20 protein-coding genes are annotated in these 25,025 nt (G+C 50.8%); all 20 read right to left on the minus strand.

What is annotated here, in order from left to right; all coding sequences use genetic code 11:
- Nucleotides 1–9: 9 nt before the first annotated feature.
- Nucleotides 10–834 carry a carbohydrate ABC transporter permease gene (locus LQ229_RS02180; RefSeq protein ID WP_230190833.1) on the minus strand — a complete coding sequence of 275 codons (825 nt, stop codon included), beginning with the start codon at nucleotides 832–834 and terminating at the stop codon, nucleotides 10–12.
- Nucleotides 835–839: 5 nt separating this feature from the next.
- Nucleotides 840–1,754: a sugar ABC transporter permease gene (locus LQ229_RS02185; RefSeq protein WP_230190834.1), complete on the minus strand. Its 915-nt coding sequence runs from the start codon at nucleotides 1,752–1,754 to the stop codon at nucleotides 840–842.
- 87 nt (nucleotides 1,755–1,841) lie between these two features.
- Nucleotides 1,842–3,086 (minus strand): sugar ABC transporter substrate-binding protein, encoded by a 1,245-nt coding sequence (locus tag LQ229_RS02190; RefSeq protein WP_216536767.1) that lies wholly within the window; start codon nucleotides 3,084–3,086, stop codon nucleotides 1,842–1,844.
- Nucleotides 3,087–3,260: 174 nt separating this feature from the next.
- Nucleotides 3,261–4,808 (minus strand): response regulator, encoded by a 1,548-nt coding sequence (locus LQ229_RS02195; RefSeq protein WP_216536811.1) that lies wholly within the window; start codon nucleotides 4,806–4,808, stop codon nucleotides 3,261–3,263.
- Nucleotides 4,786–6,624, minus strand: coding sequence for a sensor histidine kinase (locus tag LQ229_RS02200; protein WP_230190835.1), 1,839 nt, complete (start codon nucleotides 6,622–6,624; stop codon nucleotides 4,786–4,788). The genes LQ229_RS02195 and LQ229_RS02200 overlap by 23 nt, the downstream gene beginning before the upstream one ends.
- Nucleotides 6,625–8,068: 1,444 nt before the next feature.
- Complete coding sequence (gene argH, locus LQ229_RS02205; RefSeq protein ID WP_216536765.1) at nucleotides 8,069–9,484, minus strand: argininosuccinate lyase; 1,416 nt, start codon at nucleotides 9,482–9,484, stop codon at nucleotides 8,069–8,071.
- Entirely contained in the window at nucleotides 9,481–10,722 is a 1,242-nt protein-coding gene (locus LQ229_RS02210; RefSeq protein ID WP_216536764.1) for an argininosuccinate synthase, read from the minus strand. Before LQ229_RS02210 ends, argH begins: the two co-directional genes overlap by 4 nt.
- A gap of 36 nt (nucleotides 10,723–10,758) precedes the next feature.
- Complete coding sequence (gene argF, locus LQ229_RS02215) at nucleotides 10,759–11,715, minus strand: ornithine carbamoyltransferase (RefSeq protein ID WP_216536763.1); 957 nt, start codon at nucleotides 11,713–11,715, stop codon at nucleotides 10,759–10,761.
- A 17-nt stretch (nucleotides 11,716–11,732) separates the two neighbouring features.
- Complete coding sequence (locus tag LQ229_RS02220) at nucleotides 11,733–12,929, minus strand: acetylornithine transaminase (protein ID WP_216536762.1); 1,197 nt, start codon at nucleotides 12,927–12,929, stop codon at nucleotides 11,733–11,735.
- An 86-nt stretch (nucleotides 12,930–13,015) separates the two neighbouring features.
- Nucleotides 13,016–13,837 (minus strand): acetylglutamate kinase, encoded by an 822-nt coding sequence (gene argB, locus LQ229_RS02225; protein ID WP_216536761.1) that lies wholly within the window; start codon nucleotides 13,835–13,837, stop codon nucleotides 13,016–13,018.
- Nucleotides 13,838–13,913: 76 nt separating this feature from the next.
- Nucleotides 13,914–15,158, minus strand: a complete 1,245-nt coding sequence (gene argJ / locus LQ229_RS02230) for a bifunctional glutamate N-acetyltransferase/amino-acid acetyltransferase ArgJ (protein WP_230190836.1) — start codon at nucleotides 15,156–15,158, stop codon at nucleotides 13,914–13,916.
- A 15-nt stretch (nucleotides 15,159–15,173) separates the two neighbouring features.
- On the minus strand, nucleotides 15,174–16,223 hold the full coding sequence (gene argC, locus LQ229_RS02235; protein ID WP_230190837.1) for an N-acetyl-gamma-glutamyl-phosphate reductase: 1,050 nt from the start codon (nucleotides 16,221–16,223) through the stop codon (nucleotides 15,174–15,176).
- Between the two features lie 214 nt (nucleotides 16,224–16,437).
- Nucleotides 16,438–17,295: a YitT family protein gene (locus tag LQ229_RS02240; RefSeq protein ID WP_230190972.1), complete on the minus strand. Its 858-nt coding sequence runs from the start codon at nucleotides 17,293–17,295 to the stop codon at nucleotides 16,438–16,440.
- 119 nt (nucleotides 17,296–17,414) lie between these two features.
- A protein-coding gene (gene prfB, locus LQ229_RS02245; RefSeq protein ID WP_230190838.1) for a peptide chain release factor 2 occupies nucleotides 17,415–18,522 on the minus strand; the annotation gives its coding sequence in 2 pieces (ribosomal slippage) (nucleotides 17,415–18,449 and nucleotides 18,451–18,522; 1,107 coding nt in all).
- Between the two features lie 104 nt (nucleotides 18,523–18,626).
- A complete protein-coding gene (gene secA / locus LQ229_RS02250; RefSeq protein WP_230190839.1) occupies nucleotides 18,627–21,137 on the minus strand; it encodes a preprotein translocase subunit SecA in 2,511 nt (836 codons plus the stop codon).
- 324 nt (nucleotides 21,138–21,461) lie between these two features.
- Complete coding sequence (raiA, locus tag LQ229_RS02255; protein WP_230190840.1) at nucleotides 21,462–22,010, minus strand: ribosome-associated translation inhibitor RaiA; 549 nt, start codon at nucleotides 22,008–22,010, stop codon at nucleotides 21,462–21,464.
- A gap of 160 nt (nucleotides 22,011–22,170) precedes the next feature.
- Nucleotides 22,171–22,368 (minus strand): cold shock domain-containing protein, encoded by a 198-nt coding sequence (locus LQ229_RS02260; RefSeq protein WP_216536754.1) that lies wholly within the window; start codon nucleotides 22,366–22,368, stop codon nucleotides 22,171–22,173.
- Nucleotides 22,369–22,592: 224 nt separating this feature from the next.
- Nucleotides 22,593–23,285, minus strand: a complete 693-nt coding sequence (locus LQ229_RS02265; protein WP_230190841.1) for an acylneuraminate cytidylyltransferase family protein — start codon at nucleotides 23,283–23,285, stop codon at nucleotides 22,593–22,595.
- 33 nt (nucleotides 23,286–23,318) lie between these two features.
- Nucleotides 23,319–24,365 (minus strand): nucleotidyltransferase family protein, encoded by a 1,047-nt coding sequence (locus LQ229_RS02270; RefSeq protein ID WP_230190842.1) that lies wholly within the window; start codon nucleotides 24,363–24,365, stop codon nucleotides 23,319–23,321.
- Nucleotide 24,366: 1 nt separating this feature from the next.
- Nucleotides 24,367–25,011 carry an acetyltransferase gene (locus LQ229_RS02275; RefSeq protein ID WP_230190843.1) on the minus strand — a complete coding sequence of 215 codons (645 nt, stop codon included), beginning with the start codon at nucleotides 25,009–25,011 and terminating at the stop codon, nucleotides 24,367–24,369.
- Nucleotides 25,012–25,025: the final 14 nt, after the last annotated feature.

Raw genomic sequence — 25,025 nt, forward strand, 5'->3', positions numbered from 1 at the left:
GTCTTCCGGTTACCCTTTAATGCCGGCGCTAGATACGCCTTCGATGTATTGTTTCTGGAACAAGAAGAAGAAAATAAGGATCGGCAAGGTCGACAAGGTCACGCCTGCCATAATTAACGGCGTATTCTCAAAGAACGCGTCCTTCAAGCTGTTCAGCCCGACGACGAGCACATATTTCTCCGGATCGTTCGCTAACGTGCTCGGAATGAGGTAACTGTTCCACGTTCCGGCGAAAGACAAAATCGACATCGTAATTAAGGACGAACGCGCGAGCGGATAGACGATCCGCCAGAAGGCGCCCATTTTCGTCAAGCCGTCGATTCGGGCCGCTTCGATAAATTCGCCCGGCACGCTGATGAAAAACTGCCGCAGCATAAAAATGTACAACGACTGGTACAAGAACGGCACCGTTAACGCCGCGAACGTATTGAGCCAGCCGATCTTCGCCATATTGACGTATACCGGAATCAGGATCATATGGTACGGAACCATCATCGTCGCGACGACGATCCAGAATACGAGCTTCTTCCCTTTAAAATGGAGCTTCGCCAGCGCAAAGCCTGCCATCGGGTTGACGATCAAGTTCCCGATTACGACGATTCCGGTCATAATGACTGTATTTAAAAACCACTTGGGCACATTGTATGCGTCGTTAGTGAAAAACATGGTGTAATTTTCAAAAGTCCATCTGGAAATGTCCACGAATTTATTAACGTCTTTCATCGTAATTAACGAGGTATAGACCGTATAAGCAAACGGAAGGATGAAAACGACTCCGAGGATACCGATGATGGCGTATACCAGCAATTTGAAAAAGGTTTTTCGAGCCTTCACGGCCATCACTCCTTATCGTCCAGAAATTTCTTCTGCAGAAACGTAATGAACATAATGATGAAAAAGAATAGAATAACGGCCGCGCTTCCGTATCCGATATTCATATAGCGAATCCCGTGTTGGTAGAAATAAGTGACGACCGTGCTCGTCGCTCCGGCCGGCGATCCAAGCGCACCGTATCGGGAAATCGCCGCAATTTGGTCGTAAATTTGAAATCCGAGGATGGTGGAAACGGAAATAACGAAAAAGGTAATCGGCTTCAAAAAAGGAACGGTGATGAAACGGAATTTCTCCCATTTCGAAGCGCCGTCGATGTCGCCCGCTTCATACAGATCTTTAGGCACTTCTTGCAGCGCGGACAAATAGACGATCATGCTGAATCCGCATTGTTGGAAAATGAACAAAATGCATACGAACATCAAGGCATAGCCCGTATCCGCAAACCAGGTCACGTCGCGCAGGCCGAAAAACGCGAAAAATTTCGTGACAAACGTCCCTTGCTTGAACAGCATCATAAAGACGGTGGTCAGAGCGATTTGCGAGGTGATGTACGGAATAAAGAATACGGTTCGGAAAATGCCTTTGCCTTTGATTTTCTGATTCACCAGTATGGCCATCAATAAACCGAGAATCGTTTGGACGGGCACCGCCACGACAACGATTTGCAAGGAATGAAGAACGGCTTGGTAGAACTGCTTGTCGTTCAATATGGCGATATAGTTTTGCAGTCCGATAAATTTCGCATCGCCCAGCGCGGCGAAGTTCACGTCTTGAAAGCTTCTTATAAAAGATTCCACGAAAGGATACAAAAACCACCATGCCCATAAAACCAAAAAAGGCAAGACGAGCATCCAGCCTAACGTGAAATCCGAATCGAAGATCGAACGAAACCGGGATTGTTTTTTGGGTTGTCCAGTCATCGAAACCTCCTGTAATTCCACAAATTGTATATTTCAACTCAGGATAAAAGTGTTCCCGTCTCCTTGGCGGAAACGGGAACGCATCCGTTATTTGAATTGTTCTTGCACGCTGTCAAGCAGCTCTTTCGCCGATTTCTTGCTGCCGCCCAGAATCGTTTCTTCCAATTGTTTCACGAGTTCGTCGGTAAACTTCTTCGTTTCCTTCGGATAACCGTAATCGCTGCTGTATTCCATTGCCGGTTCGAGCAATTGATATTCCGGATTTTGTTCAAAATAGTTCGCCGACAAGCTGGATACGGCCGGATTGAAGCCCAAGCTCATAAAATCGGATTGCGTTTTGTCGTTCGTCATGTAGTAGGCCGCTTGGAGCGCCGCTTCTTTGTTCTTCGCGTCTTTCAGGACGACATACGCGTCTGCGCTAAGCGTGCTGCCGTTCACGGTTCCTTTCGGGACCGGAAGGGCGACATATTTCAAATCAGGGTTGGCGTCTTGCAAATAGTTTTTGTACCAGAAACCGCCGGTGCTCATTGCCGCTTTGCCGTTGGCGAACACTTCGCCGTCCCAACCGTAGCCTAACGTCTTCGGCGTTACCGCGACGCCTTCTTCATACATTTTGAATATTTTTTCCAATGCCGCTACGTTCTCAGGGGAGTTAATGCTTTTCCCGTTGTCCCAACCGCCGCCGTAGCTTTTCGCGTAGTTCGTAATATGGAACGCGTCGAGGTTGATCGCAATGCCGTACACGTCATTGGTCGTCAATTTTTTGGCAGCCGCTTCGACTTCGTCCCAAGTCGTCGGATAGTCGCCCAGTCCGGCTTCTTTCCACATCTCCTCGTTAATAAAGAACATGGCAGGCATACCGCTGTTCGGAATCCCGTACTGCTTGCCGTCCACTTTCCAAATGTCCGTCGCCGCTTGCGAGAAACGGCTCATGTCGACGCCCGTCGATTGAATCAAATCGTCCAGCGGGGTGAACAATCCTTTGTCGATATATTCGAAAGCCCCTTCATTGGACAATTTAATAAAATCGGGCGCGACGCCTGCCGCAATTTCGCCCGGCAACGTGTTCCAGAACTGCTCGCTGCTTGGGTATTGTTTAATTTTCAGCTCAATATTCGGATATTGCTCCGAAATGGAATTAGCTGCCTCTTGATATATTTTAAGATCTTGCGCCGTTCCCCAGAAGCCCATCGTTACCGTCGTTTTGGCTCCCGTATCTCCGCCTGCGCCGTTGTTGCCGCCCGCTTCGTTCTTGCCGCCGCAAGCCGACAATACGAGTACCAGCGTCAGCGCAAGCGCGAGCAGCATCGACATTTTTTTCATCTTTCTCATGATAATCCTCCCCTTGTAACCAGTTAAGTATAAGCTTCACCTATGATGTTAGCCCTATTCGACCATAAAAAAAATTAATCAACGAGTGATTAATTTAATAAAATTGACTTTGCTCTATTCTGTTCGCCGGCGGCGCCCGTTTTGTTTAACAATTTTGACTTTCTTTTAATAAAATTACACTGTTTTGCGGTATTCTTTCGGGGACATTCCTACGTATTTATTGAACACGATCGCGAAATGAACCTGGCTATGGAAACCGACCATCTCCGCGACTTCGTAAATTTTATGCCGGTAATCTTTCAACAGTTCTTTGGCGCGCTCAATCCGCACTTCATTCAAATAGTCGAACAGCCCCTTCTCCACTTCTTGCTTAAATAGTCTGCTGATATAGTTGCCGCTCACATGAAACTTTTCTCCCAGCTGTTTCAAAGAGATGTCGTCGTCATAATGGGTCTCAATATATTGCAAAATATGGCGCACAACCGGGCTATATTCTTTATTGCTTCCGAGCGCTCGCAGCCTTACTTTTTCGTCGATGATCGCATGGCACATGTTGGACAATTGTTCGAAATCTTCGATTTCTTCGATTTTGCCGCGGTATTCCAAATAGTCGCCGCTCTCCTCCAGCATAAACAGCAAGCCTTCGTATATTTTTTTGACGTCCCGTTCATTGAGGCATTGGGTTTCCTGTACATATTGTTCCCACTCCGCCAGTTGACGCGCAAACTCGTCGTACCGCTCCTCTATCAGCCCATTCTTCATGCCGGCGATATAGAGGTTGACTTGCTCCAACGCTTCCTCATCGTCGATCGGCCTATGCCGGTAATAGAGCACGGGATCGTCGGGACGGTAAAACCGCTCGCTTAGCGCCTGCTCGGCTTGTTGGCAAGCCTGCCTTACTTCCTGGAAAGAATGAAACGCTTCGCTAACGCCGAATACGGCTTCGACGTTGACGAACCGCTTGAGCGAAGCGGAGATGACCTGAACGATTTCATTGACGCGCGAAAACGCCGCCTGCACGCTCTTCGATTCGCTGACGCTAACGAAGACGTAGAACAGGTTTTCCTGCACTTGCAAAAACTCTGCTTCTTTCTCATGAGCCAGCAGCTCCGACAATAGGTTCGCAATCGTGCTGGAGAGAAGCGACTCGCTGTCTTTCGTGTACCGTTTTATGACTTGCGCGTAATTTTTCACGGTGAATTGAACGGCATACATATTGCCTTCCTTCAACTTCGTCTGGCCGATCGCTCCCATATGGACCAGCAGCCTATTGTGCGGAAAGGTTCCCGTATGCTGTTGCCGCATCGCATCGCCCTGTTCCGCTTGTTCGCCTTGCGGCGACCGCCCGGCTTCAAGCTCGTTCTTCAGTTTCGTTAAAACGTTGGCGATTTCCTCCGCGTTCATGGCCGGTTTATGAAAATAATCGACGGCTCCCAATTTCATCGCCTTTTTAACAAACGTCAAATCGTCAAAGCTGCTCAAAATAATGACGCTGGTGCGGATATTTTTCGCATTGAGCTCCTCCAGCACTTGGAGGCCGTCTTTTCTCGGCATTTTAATATCGAGGAGCACGGCATCGGGCTTCCGCTCTTCGATCAGCTTCAACGCCTCGACGCCGTCGGACGCCTCCCCCACAATTTGCATGCCGCTCGCTTCCCAATCGAAGGCCGACTTAATCCCGATACGAACCAACGGTTCGTCATCGACGATGATCAGTTTCATATCTCTCACCCGCAGACTCATTTGGAATGGATGTTAGGACTGGAATTTTGATCGTTGCGACCGTTCCGCACGGCTCGCGGCTTGCGATCGTCAAGCCGTAATCTTGGCCGTAGTTCAGTTCCAGCCGCTTTCGTATATTTTTCATGCCGATCGGATTGATTTTGTCCGCTTCCGCTCGCGATTCGAACTGCTCCCGTTCGTCGTCCCGCACCCCTTTTCCGTTGTCGGCCACGATCATGATGACATAATTCGCTTCCCGAGCGATGGAAATTGTTAATTTGCCTTTGTAATCGATGCCGTCGAATCCGTGGAACACGGCATTCTCGACAAGCGGTTGAAGCAGAAACTTCAAGGTGTAAAATTCGCGCACTTGCGGGTCGATGTCGAAGGAAACATCGAACTTGTTCAAATATCGCAAGGATAGGATGTCGGTATAGCTGCGAATGAACTCCGCCTCTTCTTGGATCGTGACGTAGTCGCTCTCCGTCTTGACCGTAAATTTGATGACCGAAGAGAACGAGGACAGCGCTTCTTCGATGCCGCTTGCCCCTTGCAGCTTGGCCATCCACTTGATGACATTCAGCGTATTGTATATAAAATGCGGCTTGATCTGGGATTGCAGCGCAAGCATTTCCAAATGCCGCTTCTCCTTTTCCTCCTCATAGATGCGGCGAATCAGGCCGCGGATATCGCGCAGCATATGATCGACGGTTTTGCTGATTTTCCCCGCTTCCCCGTAGCGGATATCCATGCTGACATCGAGATTCCCTTGCGAGACGAGCTTCATTTTCCGTTCGAGCACGGCGAGCGGCCTCGTTATGCTTGTTGCGATGAAAATCGCGATCAGGATCGATAGCGCGAGCAGAACGATGAGGCTAATCGTCGTTATTTTCAAAGTCAGGTAGATGTAGCTGAACATTTCCGTCTTCGGAATGATCGTAATCGCTCGCCAATTCGATACGTCCGAGATCGAGCTGACGAAATACATGTCCTGATGTTCGCCGGTCGTCCGGCCTTCCCCGATGACGGAAGCGAAGTCTTCGCCGATCGCGCTGTCGGCCGCTTGGCCGATCTCTTCCGGATGTTGGCTGTAGATAATATTGTGTTGTTCGTCGATCAAGTAAAACCTGGTATTTTCCGTAAAATGAATGTCGCTCCATAACGTTTTCAACTTTTCGACGCTGATGTTCAGCATGATGAGCCCTAAGCTTTCTTTCGTGTAAGGATCCATGATCGCCCGCCCGATCGACACGACGGGCGCGTGGTCGTAGGACATCAGCTTCTCCGGATGAATCCCGATCGGCACGTACAGCCCTTGCTTGTCCAAAATTTGCCGAACGAACGGTTCATCGCGGAATTCCCGCTCGAAATAACGATGGTCCATATATTCGATATTGCTTCTCCCGATAATAATGCCGTTCTTGCTCTGGTAGACGATGACCGAATCGATCAAATCGGTGTACAGATGCATATTGTTCCGAATCAATCCGTTCACCTTGTCGAAGTCCTGCTCCCGTTCGAGCAGCGGGTAGGCCGATTCGTCGTAGTCTTTGCCCATAATCCGGAAGATATCCCTGTTCTGAACCGGGGACATCGACAGGCGCAGCAGCGGGTTGAGCGAGGTATCGATGTTTTTCACGATCTGATTGTTATTCTCCACCACCACGTCCAGAATCATATTGCGGTTTGACTCCAAATACAGCCACGACAAAACTCCCGCAATCGTGAAGAGCGGTACGATAATGAGGCAGGAAAAGGCGATGATTAATTTATTTTTTAAACTTAAATTCAGAAATTTATGTTTGAGGCGCATCATGATGCATTACCCTTTGCGTTGGATTGTTTTGCTCGCGGCACCGTGGCGGCAAGCGTCTGCGGCTTGCAGGGGGGGCGGCGGCGCGTGCGCGTTTGTGACGCTCCCCTGCGGGGGCGCTGCTGCCGCGTTGCCTATTGGCGACGCTTTGCGTTCGCCGATTTGCCGCCTGCTGGCCGGGGGGCATTGCGCTCGCGTCACTCCGCTGCGATTGCGCTGCTACTGCATCGCCTATGTGGCGGACGCTTTGCGTTCGCACCCGATTTGCCGCCTGCTGGCCGGGCATGCGCATCCCGCCTGTGCGTTTTCTCCTGTGCGTAACGGTCAGCGCGATGCTCACTACGCACTGCGCGGAAGCCCCCAACACACAGTAATGTTCTGCACCGCGTCAGCCGGTCGCCCCCATACGCGGTATGCAGGCCAGCTTGATGATTTGCTTCCCTGCCTGCTCGTCAATTCTATGTACACCATCTTAAAGCAAGTCGGCGCGAATCGCAATGTTTGGGAGAGCGTCGCTGTGCGTCGGTTAGAAAAGGTAATATTTCAGCGTATGAATGCAATTAGGTTCGTGGGTGGTATGTAGCGCATGGATTGTAACTAGTCTTCACGGTGATATCAAGTTACTTGCATTGCAACTGTACCGCGTGTTGATACAAGTTACTGCTATTGTGGCTAGAGTGCATGGTGGTTGCTTGGGAGCATTTACTGCATCGGCCACACGTAAAGAGTAACTGCGAAAATCCAGTAATTTGGCAAGGAATATCACATTTGGAGGGTAGCAGATGCAAAAATACAGTTATTCGAACCGATTTTTCGATTTGGGGGTCATTTGAGCGAAAATAACTGGATTTCTGCAGTTACAGGATCGAAAAACGCTGAAATCGTTAAATGTAAATGGATTTTCGCAGTTACATAAGAAAATCGCTGGAGACGATCGTACCGGCGGTCGAATTCGTTGGCTGGTTGAAGGAGCATGGGAATCGGGGCGTGACATAGCCATCGCTCCTTCGGAATAGCTCCAATTTCTGGAGCTAATTTTTTGCTTTATGGCAATATGCGCTCATTATCGGTAAAACCTACCGTTAATCTAAGCCTGATCAGCCATTTCGGCCCATCCGCTCCAAAATAGCTCCACATAATACCGCTAATTCTCATCCATCGCGCTAGGGGAATAAATGAACGCCAGTATTTACCACTAATTCAAAAAACGCTTCAATGCAGCCGAAAACCGAATTGCTTTATATCTGCCACTGCAACATCCTTCCCGGCCAATAAAGCTGGACCGCCACCCAAACATCCTACTCGAACAACAAAACAGGATTCGGCACCCCAACGTCCTTCTCTACAACAAAAACAGGGGCTGGCACCCCGACGTCCTTCCCTAGAACAAAACAGGGGCTGGCACCCCGCGTCCTTCTCGGACAATAGGTGCAGCCCCCGGCTATGTTTATTTGCATTTCGCTTCGTATTCCGCATGCCAAGCGGATGCTTCCGCCACTGCGCGCTCGGCGCGGGCGATCGCTTCCGCAACTTGCCGCGTGGCGGTGCCGCCGTACACGTTGCGGGCGTCCACCACTTGCTGCGGCTGCAGCACGTCGTAGATCCGCTCGTCGAACAAGGAAGAGAACTGCTTGAACTCGTCCAACGTCAAGTCGAGCAAATATTTCTTCTGCTGGATGCAATACAGTACCGTCTTGCCGATCACTTCATGCGCTTGGCGGAAAGGCAAGCCTTTGCCTACGAGGAAGTCGGCGATATCGGTCGCGTTGGAGAAGTCTTCGTTCACCGCTTTGCGCATCCGGTCGCGATTCACCTTCATCGTTTCGACCATCGGCGCGAACAGGCGCAAAGCGCCGTCCAACGTGCGCACCGTGTCGAACATGCCCTCCTTGTCTTCCTGCATGTCCTTATTGTAAGCAAGCGGCAACGACTTGAGCACGGTCAGCAATCCGAACAGGTTGCCGTATACGCGGCCGGTTTTGCCGCGAACGAGTTCGGCGACGTCCGGATTTTTCTTCTGCGGCATAATGCTGCTGCCGGTGCAGAATGCGTCGTCCAGCTCCACAAATTGGAACTCGGTGCTGGACCAGAGCACCAATTCCTCGCAAAAGCGCGACAGATGCATCATAATAAGCGACGCGTTCGACAGGAACTCAACGATAAAGTCGCGGTCGCTTACCGCATCCAGGCTGTTCTCGTATACGCGGTCGAATTTCAGTTCCTTCGCCACGAAATGGCGGTCGATCGGGAACGTCGTTCCCGCCAGTGCCCCCGCACCAAGCGGCAGCGCGTTAATGCGTTTGTAGCTGTCCTGCAACCGCTCGATATCGCGCTCGAACATCGACACGTACGCCATCATATGATGGGCGAACAGAATCGGCTGCGCCCGCTGCAAATGGGTGTATCCCGGCACGATCGTGTCGAGGTTCGCCTTCGCCTGGGACAAAAGCGCCTGCTGCAGCTTCACGAGCAATCCGACGAATTCGACGACGCGCTTGCGCAAATAAAGGTGCATATCCGTCGCGACCTGGTCGTTGCGGCTGCGTCCGGTATGCAGCTTCCCGCCGACCGGGCCGATCTCTTCGATCAACGTTTTCTCGATATTCATATGAATATCTTCGTCCGAGACGGAAAACTCGATTTCGCCGCGCTGGATCATGCCGAGCACTTTATGGAGGCCTTCCTTAATTTTGTCGACGTCATCCTCCGGCAGTATGCCGCATTTGCCCAGCATGGTCACATGAGCCAAGCTGCCTTGGATATCTTCCTCCGCGAGCTCTTTATCGAATAAGATCGACGCTGTGTATTCTTCTACCAATTGATCGGTTTGTTTCGTAAAACGTCCGCCCCACAGTTTGCTCATTCGTGTTGTCCCCTTTGCGCGACGCCGGTGCCCACTTTCAAGCGCAATGCATTCAAATGGATGAATCCGGTTGCGTCCGCTTGATCGTATGCTTGCGTCGGATCGGCCTCCATCGTCGCAATATCCGGGTTATACAGGCTGACCGGGCTTTTCACGCCGGCGCCGATCACGTTCCCTTTATACAGCTTGATACGGACCGTACCTGTCACATTTTTCTGGCTCTCCGTCACGAGCGCTTGCAGCGCCAGCCGTTCCGGCGCGAACCAGAAGCCGTTATATACGAGCGTGCTGTAACGCGAGAGCAAAGAATCGCGCAAATGCATCACTTCCCGGTCCATCGTGAGCGACTCCATTTTGCGATGGGCCGTAAACAAAATCGTACCGCCCGGCGTCTCGTATACGCCGCGGCTCTTCATGCCGACGAAGCGGTTCTCCACCATATCGACGCGTCCGATTCCGTGTTTGCCGCCAAGTTCGTTCAACTTCTCCATCACTTGCAGCGGCGTCATCCGCTCCCCGTTCACGGCTACGCAATCGCCGCGCTCGAATTCGAGCTCGACGTATTCGGCCTGATCCGGCGCGTCTTCCGGCGAAACGCTCAGCACATACATATCTTTGTTTGATTCCGCACTGGCATCGAACCACGGATCCTCCAGCATGCCGCTCTCAAAGCTGATATGCAGCAGGTTGCGGTCCATCGAGTACGGCTTCGCCGCCGAAGCCTGTACCGGAATGCCATGCTTCTCGGCGTAAGCAATCATCTCCGCCCGTCCCGGGAATTGGTTCCGGAATTCCTCCGAACGCCAAGGCGCAATCACTTTAATCTCAGGCGCAAGAGCCGCAGCCGTCAATTCGAAACGCACCTGATCGTTTCCTTTGCCCGTCGCTCCGTGTGCGATCGCCGTCGCGCCTTCCGCGCGCGCGATATCCACCATCCTCTTGGCGATCAGCGGCCGCGCAATGCTCGTTCCGAGCAAATATTGCCCTTCATACAGCGCTCCCGCTTGAAACATCGGGTAAATGAAATCTTTCGCAAACTCCGCCCGCAGGTCGTCGATATATACTTTCGAAGCGCCGGTTGCCAGCGCTTTTTCCTCCAGACCGTCCAGCTCTTCTTTCTGTCCGATGTCCGCCGTAAAGGCGATAATTTCCGCATCGTACGTTTCTTTCAACCATTTCAGAATGACGGACGTATCCAAGCCGCCCGAGTAGGCCAATACGATTTTTTCCTTTGCCACGTTTCCTTCTCTCCCTTCGTTTGCGAGCCCTGCTATCTACATCAATGCGGCCATAACCGCTTTTTGCGCATGCAGCCGATTCTCGGCCTCGTCGAAAATAATCGAATGCGGCCCGTCGATCACGCCTTCGCTCACTTCTTCCCCGCGATGCGCCGGCAAGCAGTGCATGAATACGTAATCTTCCTTCGCGTATTGCGTCAGTTCTTCGTTCACTTGATAACCCGCAAAAGCCGCCTCGCGTTCTTTTTGCTCCGCCTCAAAGCCCATGCTCGCCCACACATCCGTATATACCACGTCCGCGCTCTCGATCGCTTCTCTCGGGTCGCGGGTCAGGAGCAGGTTTGCGCCTGTTTTCGCGCCGATTTCTTTGGCTTGCGCCACAATGCCGGCATCCGGGTCATATCCTTCCGGCGTCGCGACCGCCACGTTCACGCCCAGTTTCAGGCCGCCCATAATGAGCGAATGCGCCATATTGTTGCCGTCGCCGATGTAGGCAAGCTTCAAGCCGCGCAATTTTCCTTTATGTTCATAGATCGTTTGGTAATCGGCCAACGCCTGGCAAGGATGATTCAAGTCGGTCAGCCCGTTAATAACGGGAATCGTCGCCGCCCGCGCCAAGTCGATAACATTGCGGTGCGCGAACGTGCGAATCATAATGCCGTCGAGATAGCGCGACATCGTTTGCGCCGTATCCCAAATCGTCTCGCCCCGTCCAAGCTGCAAATCGTTCTTGCTTAAAAATAGCGCCTGCCCCCCTAGTTGATACATGCCGACCTCAAAGGAGACGCGCGTCCGCGTGGACGATTTCTCGAAGATCATGCCGAGCGATTTGCCTTTGAGCGGGTGATAGATTTCACCGTTCTTCTGTTTCCGTTTCAAGTCGATCGCCAGATCGATCAAATATTGAATTTCTTCGGGGGAGTAATCGCCTAATGCGAGAAAATCCCGCCCTTTCAAGTTAATCCCCATCTCTTCTTGCACCGTGGGATTCATGGGCATTCCCTCCTGTTCTATGGATGAACGGCTGTTCTGTTCGCCAGCAGCGAGTGAATCATGGAAACAGCCTGATCGATTTCTTCTTTGGTTACAAGCAAATTCGGCAGCAGTCGAATGACGTTCGGTCCGGCCGGCACGAACAGCAGCCCGGCCTTCTGCGCTTCGGCCAGCACCCCGGCGATCGGTTCGACGCATTCGATGCCGATCATCAGCCCTTTGCCGCGAATGTCGCGCACATACGGATTGCCCGCAAGCCGCTCTTGCAACTGCCGCATCAAGTAGTCGCCCATCTCGGCGGCGCGTGCGGGAATTCCTTCGCCGACGATCGTCTCGATCGTCGCAATGACCGCCGCCATCGCAATCGGCGTGCCGCCGAATGTGGTCGCATGGCTGCCAGGAGTGAACGCTTCGCGCAAAGGCGCTTTGGCAAGCATCGCTCCTACCGGGAAGCCGCTTCCCAGCCCTTTCGCCAACGTAAAAATATCCGGCTCGATGCCGTAATGCTCATAGGCGAACAGTTTGCCGGTCCGGCCCATGCCGGTTTGAATTTCGTCAATGATGAGCAGCAAGTTATGCTGCTTGCACAGGCGAACGATCTCTTGCACGAACGCCGGATCGACCGGATGGATGCCGCCCTCGGCCTGCACCAATTCGAGCATGATCGCGCATGTTTTGCCGCCGATCGCGGCGGTCAACGCCTCAACATCATGCATAGGAACATGTTTGAAGCCTGTCGGCAACGGAGAGAACCCATCCTTCACCTTCTCTTGCCCTGTTGCCGTTAACGTCGCAAGCGTGCGCCCGTGGAACGATTGGATAAAGGTAATGACTTCGTACCGGTCGCTTCCAAGCACTTTGTTGTTGTAACGCCGCGCCAATTTGATCGCCGCTTCGTTCGCTTCCGCGCCGCTGTTGCAGAAGAATACCGCATCCGCACAGCTGTTGGCGGTGAGCAGACCGGCCGCCTTTTCCTGATTCGGGATTTGAAACAAATTCGAAACATGCCATAATTCGTCGAGCTGGGCGACCAGTTTCTCCTTCACAGTTTGCGGTACGTGACCCAGGTTCGCGACCGCCAATCCGCTCATAAAATCGAGATACTTGTTGCCTTGATCGTCCCACAGCCAACTGCCCTGGCCTTTCACCAGCGAAATCGGATAGCGCGCATAAGTCGGAAACAATGCGCTTTGCTGCACCTTATTTTCGCTCATTCGATTCACTCCTTCCGTCATCTTTCCATATTAATGCGTGTTCAAAAAGTCAACTTTTCAGCTGCTTTTTGAACAACCTCTATACCTTACCCGCGCACAATTCGCGTGCCGATGGCCGCGCCCTGCAGCACGCTGCGAAGCACGCCCGGTTCCGCGCCGTCGACAATTACGACCTCCCGCACGTCCCCATGAATGCATTGCATCGCCGCCCGTACCTTCGGAATCATGCCGCCGTATATTTCACCCGAGCCAATCATCTCTTCGATATCCGCTACCGTCACGCTCGGGAGGACGGTTCGCCCTCCGTCTGCCGCCGTTCGCATAATGCCCGGCACATCGGTCACGACGATCATGCGCTCGACGCCGAGATAAGAGGCGACGGCTCCTGCCGCCGTATCCGCGTTAATGTTGTATCGCTGTTTGCCGTCCTTGCCGATGCCGATCGGGGCAATGACAGGCATATACCCCATCGCGACGATCCCTTCGATCGCTTCGGCGTTAATATGCGTGACTTCGCCGACAAAACCGATTTCCGCCTCGTTCGCTACCGGCTCTGCCTGAATCAACGCGCCGTCGACGCCGGATAAGCCGAGCGCTTTGGCGCCGCTTGCGCCGATTTTGCGGACGATTTCTTTATTAATCTTCCCGGCCAGCACCATTTCGACGACATCCAATACCGCATCGTTCGTCTTCCGCAAACCGTTCACGAACTCGGTCTCGATGCCCAATTTCGTCAACGTGTCGGAAATGGCCGGTCCGCCGCCGTGCACGATGACCGGAATGATTCCTTCCGCTTGCAGCGCGCATAAATCGGCGTAAAAAGCGTCCGGCAGCGCCGCAAGCGTGCTGCCTCCGCATTTCATGACAAATCGCCGTTGCTTCTGTCCGTTCAACGCATTGTTATCCATGAACTTTACTCCTGTCTCCCTTTATGGCGCAATATGGCCAACTTGCAATATGATTTCATCGAAAACTGTCGTATATTTACGTTCGATACGCCGCATTAATGCGCACATAATCATACGTCAAATCGCAGCCCCATGCCGTCGCTTCGCCTTGACCCATGTGCAGATCCACATGAATGACCACCGTCTGGCCCTTCAAATATTCAAGCGCCGCCTCTTCGTCGAACGGAATCGGCCGCGATTGTTCCAACATGACGATATCGCCGATACGTATATCGACCGTCTCCGGATCGACCGGCACGCCGGAGCGTCCGACCGCCGCAATAATGCGCCCCCAGTTGGCGTCGGCGCCGAACACGGCCGATTTGACCAGGCTCGAACCGATCACCGTCTTGGCGATGGCGCGGGCGCCTTCCTCCGTTGCCGCCCCGGCCACGTTCACCTCGATCAGCTTCGTCGCTCCTTCGCCGTCGCGCGCAATCGCCTGCGCCAAATGCTCGCATACCCGGCGAAACGCCGCGGCGAACGCCGGCCAGTCGGGATGCCCCTCATGCAGCTTATTGTTGCCGGCCAGTCCGCTGGCCATCGCGACGAGCATATCGTTCGTGCTCGTATCGCCGTCCACGGTAATCATATTAAACGTAACATCGGTCGTTTGGCCCAACAACCGTTGCAGCGACTCGCGTTCGATCTCGGCATCCGTCGTCATAAAGGCGAGCATCGTCGCCATGTTCGGATGAATCATGCCGGAGCCTTTCGCCGCGCCCGCAATCGTCACGATTTTGCCGTCGACGCGGACTTGAACGCAGCATTCTTTTTTCACCAAATCGGTCGTAAGTATCGCTTGGCAAAAATCATCCGCCCCGGAGTTTTGATCCGTTAGCTTCGCAGGCAACGATTCTACCCCCTTGAGCACACGGTCCATCTTAAGCAGTTCGCCGATCACGCCGGTCGACGCGACCGCGACGTAATGCTCCGCGATGCCGAGCCGCTGCGCGAGCGTCGAACGCATCCGATACGCATCTTCTTCGCCTTGCTTGCCCGTGCACGCATTCGCGTTGCCGCTATTCACAAGCACCGCCTGGAGCTTGCCTTCCTGCGAAATACTGTCGCGCGTCACCTGCAGCGGAGCCGCCTGAAACACATTGGTCGTATAGACGGCCGCCGCCGTTGCCGGCACTTCGCATACGATCGCCCCCAAATCGAATCGGGTCGTCTTCTTCAAGCCGCAATGCAAGCCTCCCGCCCGGAAACCGGCAGGCGTCGTCACCGAGCCGTCCGGCACGATCGTGTAAGGCAGCTCTTCTACCGCATTTTTCCCCATCGTCGTTCCTCCGTCCTATGGATACACAGGCGTTAGTTTCAAACCTAACGTTTCGTTCCATCCCATCATCAAATTCATATTTTGAATCGCCTGACCCGCGGCGCCTTTGACCAAGTTATCGATCACGGAGATGATCGTCACCCGTCCCGTTCGCTCGTCGGCCGCGAAGCCGATATCGCAATAATTGGAGCCGTACACTTCCTTGGTGGCAGGCCACTTGCCTTTATCGCGTATGCGCACGAACGGGCGCCCCTCGTAATATTGGCGGTACAGCTCGATCAAATCTTCCTCCGTATGCGCGTCGTTCAACGTCGCGTACATCGTCGCCATAATGCCGCGCGTCATCGGCACCAAATGGGGCGTGAACGTCACGGTAACCTGTTCTCCGCTCAGCAGCGAAAGCACCTGCTCGATTTCAGGCGTATGCTGATGCTTATTCACTTTATATGCTTTAAAATTTTCATTGATTTCCGAATAATGAGTCCCTAAGCTCGCGCCCCGCCCCGCGCCGGATACGCCCGATTTCGCGTCCACGATAATCGAACGGGGGTCGATCCAGCCTGCGGAAAGCGCCGGAATCAAGCCGAGCAGCGTCGCCGTCGGATAACATCCCGGATTGGATACGAAGCGGGCTCCCGTCACCTCGTCGCCGAACACTTCGCTGAGGCCGTATACCGCTTTTTGCAGCAGTTCCGCCTGCGCCGGTTCGTGTTTATACCATTGCCGGTATTGATCGCCGGACTTCAGCCGGAAATCGCCCGATAGATCGATCACTTTCAAGCCGGCATCCAATAACTGCGGCACCAGCTTGGAGCTTACGCCATGCGGCGTAGCGGTGAATACAACGTCCGCCTTCTCGCGGATCGCCGGGATATCGATGCCGTCCAGCAAATCCGTTACGATCTCGGATAGATGGGGATAGCCTTCCGCGATGGGAACCCCGCTGCTGGATGAGGATAGCACCGACGCAATCTCCACTTGCGGATGTCCCCCTAAAAAACGAATCAGTTCGACGCCCCCGTAACCGGTCGAACCGACAATCGCTGCCCTTACTGTTTTGTTCATGTCGCGTTTTCCCTCCAAATCGCCATACTCTGTAAGAGGTCTTTCAAAAGTTACTTTCGAATACGTCCTTTGTTACGTTCTTTTCCGTATAAGTCCGTCTTCTTTACCATTGTACACCAATTGACCCCCTGTGGAAATATTAGCCGTATTTTAAAATATGTATCATTATACATTTGGATTTATAAAAATACAATGCTCAATTTATGTAATTTTTTCAACTGCCATGAAGTTTAAAACCTTCGCCCAACACCTCATTCGTATTGCTAATGATGACAAAAGCGGTCGGGTCGACCCTTTTTACAATCGCCTTCAATTTGCTGACTTCCGTCTGGCCGACGACAACCATGAGAACGGTGCGCCCTTCTTTGGTGAAGCCGCCTTGGCCGTCCCACTTCGTCAGCCCGCGGTCCAGTTCATGCAAGATCGCTTCCGTCAACGGCTCCGTCTGCGCGGAAATAATAAAGGCAACTTTGGAAAAGCCGAAGCCTACTTGAACCGCGTCGATCATTTTGCTCGTCACGAACAGGCCGATTAAGGCGTACAGCGCTTTCTCCGGAGACAACAAAATGCCCGCGGACAAAATGACGATTCCGTCCAGCATCGCGACCGACAGCGGGTAGCTTAGACCGGTGAAACGGTGAACGATTTGCGCAACCAGATCAAGACCTCCGGTGGAACCGCGGCCGCGGTATACGATGCCAAGACCCAGACCGATTCCCATCCCGCCATATATCGACGCAAGCAACGGATTGTCTGTCGGAGCAGGCCAGTCCCGGGTCAAGTAGACGAATAACGGCAAGACAATGCTGCTGAGCAGCACTTTGAAGCCGAATCGTCTGCCGAGCAATATCGTGCCGATCACGAATAGCGGGATGTTGAACCCCCACTGGGTGAATGCCGGTTGGATGCCGGTCAATTGTTCGACTAGAATCGAAATCCCGGATACGCCGCCGGAAGCGATTTGATTGGCTAGTAAAAATAAATTGAAGCTGATCGCCACGATAAAACTGCCGATCATGACGAGGGCATATTCGATGGTCATCTGCAGCTTGCGGTTGACAGGTTTCGGCATTCTTCGATTCGGTTTCGATCTCGTTCCCTTGGTTTCCTTGCTTTCTAAGGTATTCACCTATGTACTCTCCTCACTTACAAAAAATTCCTACACTGTCGTGTAGGAATTTCGTACTGTGCTTATTCTTGCCGAATCTGGCTGCGTAAATATCCGTCGATGAACGAATCGAGATCGCCGTCCATCACTGCGCCTACATTTCCCGTCTCCACTTGCGTCCGATGGTCCTTGACCATGCTATATGGATGGAACACGTATGAGCGGATTTGGCTGCCCCAAGCGATATCCGATTGTTCGCCGCGAATTTCAGCCAATTCTTTCTGCTGCTCTTCGATCTTGCGCTCGTACAGCTTGGAACGCAATACCGTCATGGCGCGCTCGCGGTTTTTGATCTGCGAGCGTTCGGTTTGGCAAGTGACGACGATGCCGGTCGGGATATGCGTAATCCGCACCGCCGAGTCGGTCGTATTAATATGCTGCCCGCCTGCGCCGCTGGAACGGTAGGTGTCGATTTTCAAATCTTCCGTACGGATTTCAACTTCGACATCTTCGGATATTTCCGGAACGACGTCGCAAGATACGAACGACGTATGCCGCCGCCCCGAGGCATCGAACGGAGAAATGCGCACCAACCGGTGCACGCCCTTCTCCGCTTTCAGGTAGCCGTAAGCGTTAAAGCCTTTGATCAGCAGCGTTACGCTCTTCACGCCGGCTTCGTCGCCGGGCAAATAGTCGAGCACTTCGACTTTGAAGCCGCGTTTCTCGGCCCATCGGGTGTACATGCGCAGCAGCATTTGCGCCCAGTCTTGCGACTCGGTGCCGCCCGCTCCCGGATGCAGCTCCAGAATGGCGTTGAATTTGTCGTACGGCTGGCTAAGCAATAGCTGCAATTGGAAGTTGCTCATTTTGTCCGAGAGTTGTTCGATATTGCCGGCGATTTCGTCCGCCAGCGCCTCGTCCTTCTCTTCCTCAGCCAATTCCAGCATTAATTGCACATCCTCGTATTCTTGACGCAACGCTTCGTATTGGTCGACGACGGCCTTGACGCCGTTCAGTTCGGCGATAAGGCTCTGCGCCCGCTCGTTGTCGTCCCAAAAATCGGGCGCCGCCATCTTCTCCTCATAGTTCGCTATCATTTCCTGCTTAACATCTAAGTCAAAGAGACCCCCTAAGGTCGGTTAATCTCTTTGCCACTTCGCGCAAATCATGTTTGACGCTCGGATCGATCATGGCTGTTCACCTCATCACACTGTATGCGGCAACCGCATCGTACATTGCGATTGCCCGCTAGTCCATCTTATGCATGCGCTATGCCCGCGGCAACTTCCGTTTTGTTACGCTTTACCATGGCACATTTTGTATTTTTTGCCGCTGCCGCATGGGCAAGGGTCGTTGCGGCCGATCGTCTCGCCGCGCGTGACCGGTTTTTTCTCCGCCGGCTCGCTGCTGCTGTTCGTGGACATTTTGCTTTCCTCCACAACGGCTTGGCGTTCCTGATTGCGTTCCACTTGCGCTTTCATAATATAGGTCGAGACTTCTTCCTGTATACGGCTGATCATCTCATGGAACATCTCGAACCCTTCGAATTGATATTCGCGCAGCGGATCGGTTCCGCCATAGGCGCGCAAATGGATGCCTTGGCGCAAATGATCCATTGCGTCGATATGATCCATCCATTTGCTGTCGACGGCGCGCAGGACGATGACTTTCTCGAATTCGCGCATCATTTCCGGACCCATCGTTTGTTCGCGTTCGTCGTAGCGCTGCAATACGAGATTATATATATGCTCGATAATTTCTTCTTTTTCCTTGCCCCAAAGCTCGTCTTTGGTCAACTGGCCTTCTTCGAGCAGTTTGCTGTTCGCATAATCGGCAACTTCCTGCAGCTCCCAATTTTCCGGGATGTCGTCCGTACAATGCGCCTCGACGACGCGTTCAATGCAAGGCTTGATCATATCCAGCACGATTTGCCGGATATTGTCCGAATCCAACACTTCGCGGCGCTGTTTATAAATGATGTCGCGCTGCTGGTTCATCACGTCGTCGTATTGCAGGACGATCTTCCGCATGTCGAAGTTGCTGCCTTCCACGCGTTTCTGCGCGGATTCGATCGCGCGGGTAATGAGCTTGCTCTCGATCGGCGATTCTTCGTCGAAGCCGAGTTTGTCCATCATCGCGGTAATGCTGTCGGATGCGAAACGACGCATTAATTCGTCTTCCAACGACAGATAAAATTGGGACGAGCCCGGGTCGCCCTGACGCCCGGAACGGCCGCGCAGCTGATTGTCGATCCGGCGGCTTTCATGCCGTTCCGTACCGATAATATGCAGTCCGCCTGCTTCCGAAACGCCGTCGCCCAGCAATATGTCGGTACCGCGGCCGGCCATGTTCGTCGCGATCGTGACGCTGCCCGCTTGCCCGGCGCGCGATATGATTTCCGCTTCTTCGGCATGGTATTTGGCATTCAACACTTTATGGGGAACGCCTTTCCGTTTCAGCAGTTCCGAGATCAGCTCGGAATTCTCGATCGAAACGGTACCGACGAGCACCGGTTGATTGTTCTGATGGCGTTTGACGATCTCTTCGACAACCGCCTTGAATTTGCCCATTTGCGTCTTATAGACGATATCGGCCATATCCTTGCGAATATTCGGTTTGTTGGTCGGAATTTGCACGACGTCCAAACCGTAAATTTTCTTGAATTCTTCTTCTTCCGTTTTGGCCGTACCGGTCATGCCGGCAAGCTTGCGGTACATACGGAAGTAGTTCTGGAACGTAATCGTCGCGAGCGTCATGCTTTCGTTCTGCACATCGAGCTTTTCCTTCGCTTCGATCGCTTGATGCAGCCCGTCGCTGTAACGGCGGCCTTGCATAATCCGACCGGTGAACTCGTCGACGATCAACACTTCACCGTCCTGAACGACGTAATCGACGTCGCGTTTCATAATGACATGCGCCTTGAGCGCTTGCGTCACATGATGGTTCAACGTGACATGCGCGTGATCGAACAGGTTCTCGATCCCGAAGGCGCGTTCCGCTTTCGCAACGCCGGCTTCCGTCAGGGCGACGGATTTCACTTTGATATCAACCGTATAATCTTCTTCCGGCTGCAATCGGCTGACGAAACGATCGGCCGCAAAATACAACTCGGTCGATTTGGCGGCTTGACCGGAAATGATGAGCGGCGTCCGCGCTTCGTCGACGAGAATGGAGTCGACCTCGTCGATAATGGCGAAATATAACGGCCGCTGCACCATTTGTTCCAAGTACAATACCATGTTGTCGCGCAAATAGTCGAAGCCGAATTCATTGTTCGTTCCGTACGTAATATCGCAAGCGTATGCCGCTTGTTTATCTTCATGAGACATACCGTTCAGGTTTACCCCGACGGTCATGCCGAGAAATTCGTAAATTTGTCCCATCAATTGGCTATCCCGCTGAGCGAGGTAATCGTTGACGGTGACGACATGTACCCCTTTGCCAAGCAATGCGTTCAAATAAACCGGAAGCGTTCCGACGAGCGTCTTCCCTTCCCCGGTTTTCATCTCGGCAATTTTCCCTTCATGGAGCACCATACCGCCGATCAACTGTACGTCAAAGTGACGCATGCCGAGCGTCCGTTTCGACGCTTCGCGCACGACCGCAAACGCCTCAGGAAGCAAGTCGTCCAGCGTCTCCCCTTTTTCCAGACGCGCCCGGAACTCTTCCGTCTTCGCTTTCAGTTGTTCGTCCGAGAGCGCTTGAAATGTCGGTTCCATATCGTTGATCTGGTCCACCGTCTTCATTAGACGCTTCACTTCGCGCTCGTTGGCGTCGCCGAAAATCTTTTTCACAATTCCTAGCATGGGTGTACCCCTTTCATGTTTCGTGCAAAAAAAGATGGTTTGCAATAAATTGTAACAGTTTATAAGGGTTGTCGCAACAACATCCCTCTATCACTAGCAGTCGATACATCCTATTATACGCTGAAAATGCGTGAAACGTTGCAGGAACTCACTGCCATTTCATATATACTTGGCATATATACGCTGAATTGGTTCCATCGACTGTCGGATCATGCCGCCGGAAGATCGCGGCGGTTGCCGGCAAGCCTCGATTGTCCCCGAAAGCCGAAAAAAGCCCGGCCCCTGCGGAGCCAAGCTTTGTAAGTATCATTTGCTTCTTCTTATTTAACCTTGTTCAATCAATCCGTATTTGCCGTCGTTGCGCTTGTAGACAACATTTACCTCTTGGGTATCGATGTTGGAAAATACGAAGAAGTTATGTCCAATCATGTTCATTTGCAAAATCGCTTCTTCCACATCCATCGGTTTAAAGGCGAATCGTTTCGTCCGGACGACTTCCAGACTGTCCTCTTCTTCTTCATACTGTACGGCGACGGAGCCTTCGTCTCGGAAGAGCGTTTTCAAACCACCGTCTTGTCTGAACTTGCGGTTCACTTTCGTTTTGTGTTTGCGGATTTGCCGTTCGAGCTTGTCAATTACGGCATCCATCGAAGCGTACATATCGTCGCTTTTCTCTTCGGCGCGTAGTAACACGCCTGGCAAAGGAATCGTTACTTCGACGCTATGCAGATCGCGAATTACGCTAAGCGTAACATAAGCGTCAGAGGTAGGGGGCACTTCAAAATACTTATCCAATCGGCTCAGCTTCTTGTCGACATACTCTTTCAAAGCTTCTGTCACTTGGATGTGTTGTCCTCGAATACTGTATTTCATATGGCACTCCTCCTTTGGTACATCCATTATACCACACTCCAAGGAGCACTTTCAAAAGCAAAAAAATAAACCCCAAGAGTTCGCTCCCAGGGTTCATGCTACCGAATCTGTTATGTTAACCATCGTACCGTATTATGTAGGTCGGCGATTGCCGGGATGATTAGAGTTTGATTACGTTAGCTGCTTGTGGTCCGCGAGCGCCTTCAACGATATCGAACTCAACGGATTGGCCTTCTTCCAAAGTTTTGAATCCTTCGGATTGAATTGCAGAGAAATGTACGAATACGTCTCCGCCTTCAGCCGTTTCGATAAAACCGTAGCCTTTTTCTGCATTGAACCATTTAACTTTACCTTGCATGTAACACATTCCCTTCGTCTTCAAATGAAAGCAGGCCTTGGCCCACAGATTGAATATAACACCGCTTGTAAACGATGTCAATGACTTTGGCGGGAATTTTGTAAGGGGTTTCATGGGGATGTTTGAAATTCGGTTATAAGTTGCGGATGTCCAGCCGCTTTAAGTTGATGTTCAATAGCCATTTTCACCATTACCTTTTTATGTATATGTACTAGTAAAATTATCTAATTAGTTTGTTCAAGAATATACTCAACTAATTTAAAATCTAAAATTGTATCGATATCGTAGGAACGATCTTTGTCCATAATATATCCGATAGTTTCGCTGGTAATGTATGATTTGGATTGAACAAGCCAGTCTGTATTAGCAATATATATTGCGCCGTTTAAAACGTAAGTAGGCGGCAACTGTTGTCTATTAGAAATTACCCGTTCGTTTGAAATGATAGGTTTAAGTTGTTTATCTTTTTCGTCTACATAGTACATCCAATAAGGTGATTTTTCCGGCTCAGTAACAGAAACACAGGCATTAACATTTTGATTAATAAAAAACTCTAGAGCCGAGTCTATATCTCTATTTGTACGAAGAGGAGAAGTGGGCTGAAGAGTTATTACAATTTCATACCCAGGTACCATCCGAATAGCATGTAGCATTACCTCGATACCAGGAGTGTCATCTTGAGCAAGTTCTACTGGACGTAAGAATGGAACATTGACTCCAAGCGTTTTGGCAACATTAGCTATTTCCATGTCATCTGTAGAAACAATAATTTGATCTAGATATCTTGATAACTTGGCTTCATCAATTGTCCATTGTATTAGTGGTTTACCTAATAAGGGTCTAAGGTTTTTGCGCGAAACTCCTTTCGAACCTCCGCGGGCGGGAACTACGGCTAATACTTTTTTATTGTTTATCATCGAACCCAGCACCTTCTTTTTAGATCTCGCTAATTAACCAAATACCTCATAAAACTCATTGTTAGCTTGTTCAAAATCATCTATTCTACCAATGTCCATCCAATATTCTCTAATTGGAAAAGCCGAAGTGACAAAATGATTATTTATTAAAGTCTCAAACAGGGTTGTCATATCATAATAAGAATTTTTAGGTATAAAGGTAAGAACCTCTGGATTTAATACATATATCCCTGCATTTACAAAATGTCTGAATACAGGTTTTTCACTAATACCGATCAACCTACTACGATCCACGTCAATAACCCCATATGGAACTTGAAACTCGTAATCTCTTAAACACATCGTAGCTACCCCACGTTGCTGATGATGGAAATCAAGCATATGTGTAAAGTTCACTTTTGTTAATAAATCACCGTTCATTACAATAAGGGGATCACTCGGATTTTGGGGCAATAAGCTTAACGCTCCTGCTGTCCCAAGTCTCTTATTTTCACGAATATATTTAATCTCAACGCCATGTTTAATTCCACTGCCAAAATACTTTTCTATCATTTCTGCTTTATAGTTAACAGATATGAAAAATTTATAAAATCCATATATTTTGAAATTTTCAATTATTGTTTCCAGTAACGGCTTACCTCCGACTTCAAGCAATGGTTTAGGGCACTTTTCCGTTAAAGGCCGTAATCTACTACCAAGCCCTCCTGCCATTAATACAACCCAATTATCCCGTCTTTTCACTTTTGAAATTTCTTTTAACGTTTCCAGGTAAATAACCCGTCCCTCTTGATCGACAACAGGAATTTGCCTTATTCCCGCAAATCTCATTTTCTGCATTAGTTTATCTTGGTCTTCACCAACAAATCCTATAATTGGTTTATTATTCATAATCTCTGTTACTGGAGCATCAAGCGATTTTCCTTTTAAGATGCCTCTTCGAATGTCTCCGTCTGTTACCGTTCCTAGTAGACGTTTATCGGAATCGGTAACCAATGCAATTTGCATTGTGCCTCGATCAATTGCTTCCATCGTATGTAATATTGTATGGTCGGGGAGTACTGCTATACTTCTCCAATCCATTTTAATCCCCCCTGATTGAATTTTTTGTCTTTGCAGGCACTCCAAGGACTATTTCATTGGACACGACATCACGAACAACAACCGAACCGGCCCCCACCATGCAGTTATTATTTATTTTTACTCCTTGAATAATGGTTGAGCCCGCCCCTATTAGAGATTCACTACCAATATATACATTCCCGCAAATTGTTACACCGGGAGCTATAAAGGAATGGGGACCTATAAAAGTATCGTGATCAATTGAAGCCTTAGTATTTACAATCGTATTACATTCTAATGTAACATTCGGTTGAATGATGGCTCCTGCCATAACTTGTGCCCCCTCTTCTATTTTTACATCCGTTGCAACGATAGCATGGGGGTGAATAACCGGAGGAAAATAGTAACCTTTTTGCTTAAAATATTTATAAATTTTTTTGCGTCGATTCATGTTTGAGCTGAAGCCAATTCCATTAACAAGGCAAATGTCATGAGGATGAAATCGATCGATTTCTGAATCGTCCCCCATATGTTCGAACTCTTTCAGATAATTACTTGGCGAATTTGGATCCGTATAACCTAATACTTTTCTTCCCAACAAGTTTAAAGTTTGAAATACAACTTTGGCATGCCCTCCGCCACCGATAATAATAACTGGTTTTTCCAAACATACCACCTTAC

It is taken from the genome of Paenibacillus sp. CECT 9249, from assembly GCF_918697855.1.
Lineage (GTDB): Bacteria > Bacillota > Bacilli > Paenibacillales > Paenibacillaceae > MSJ-34.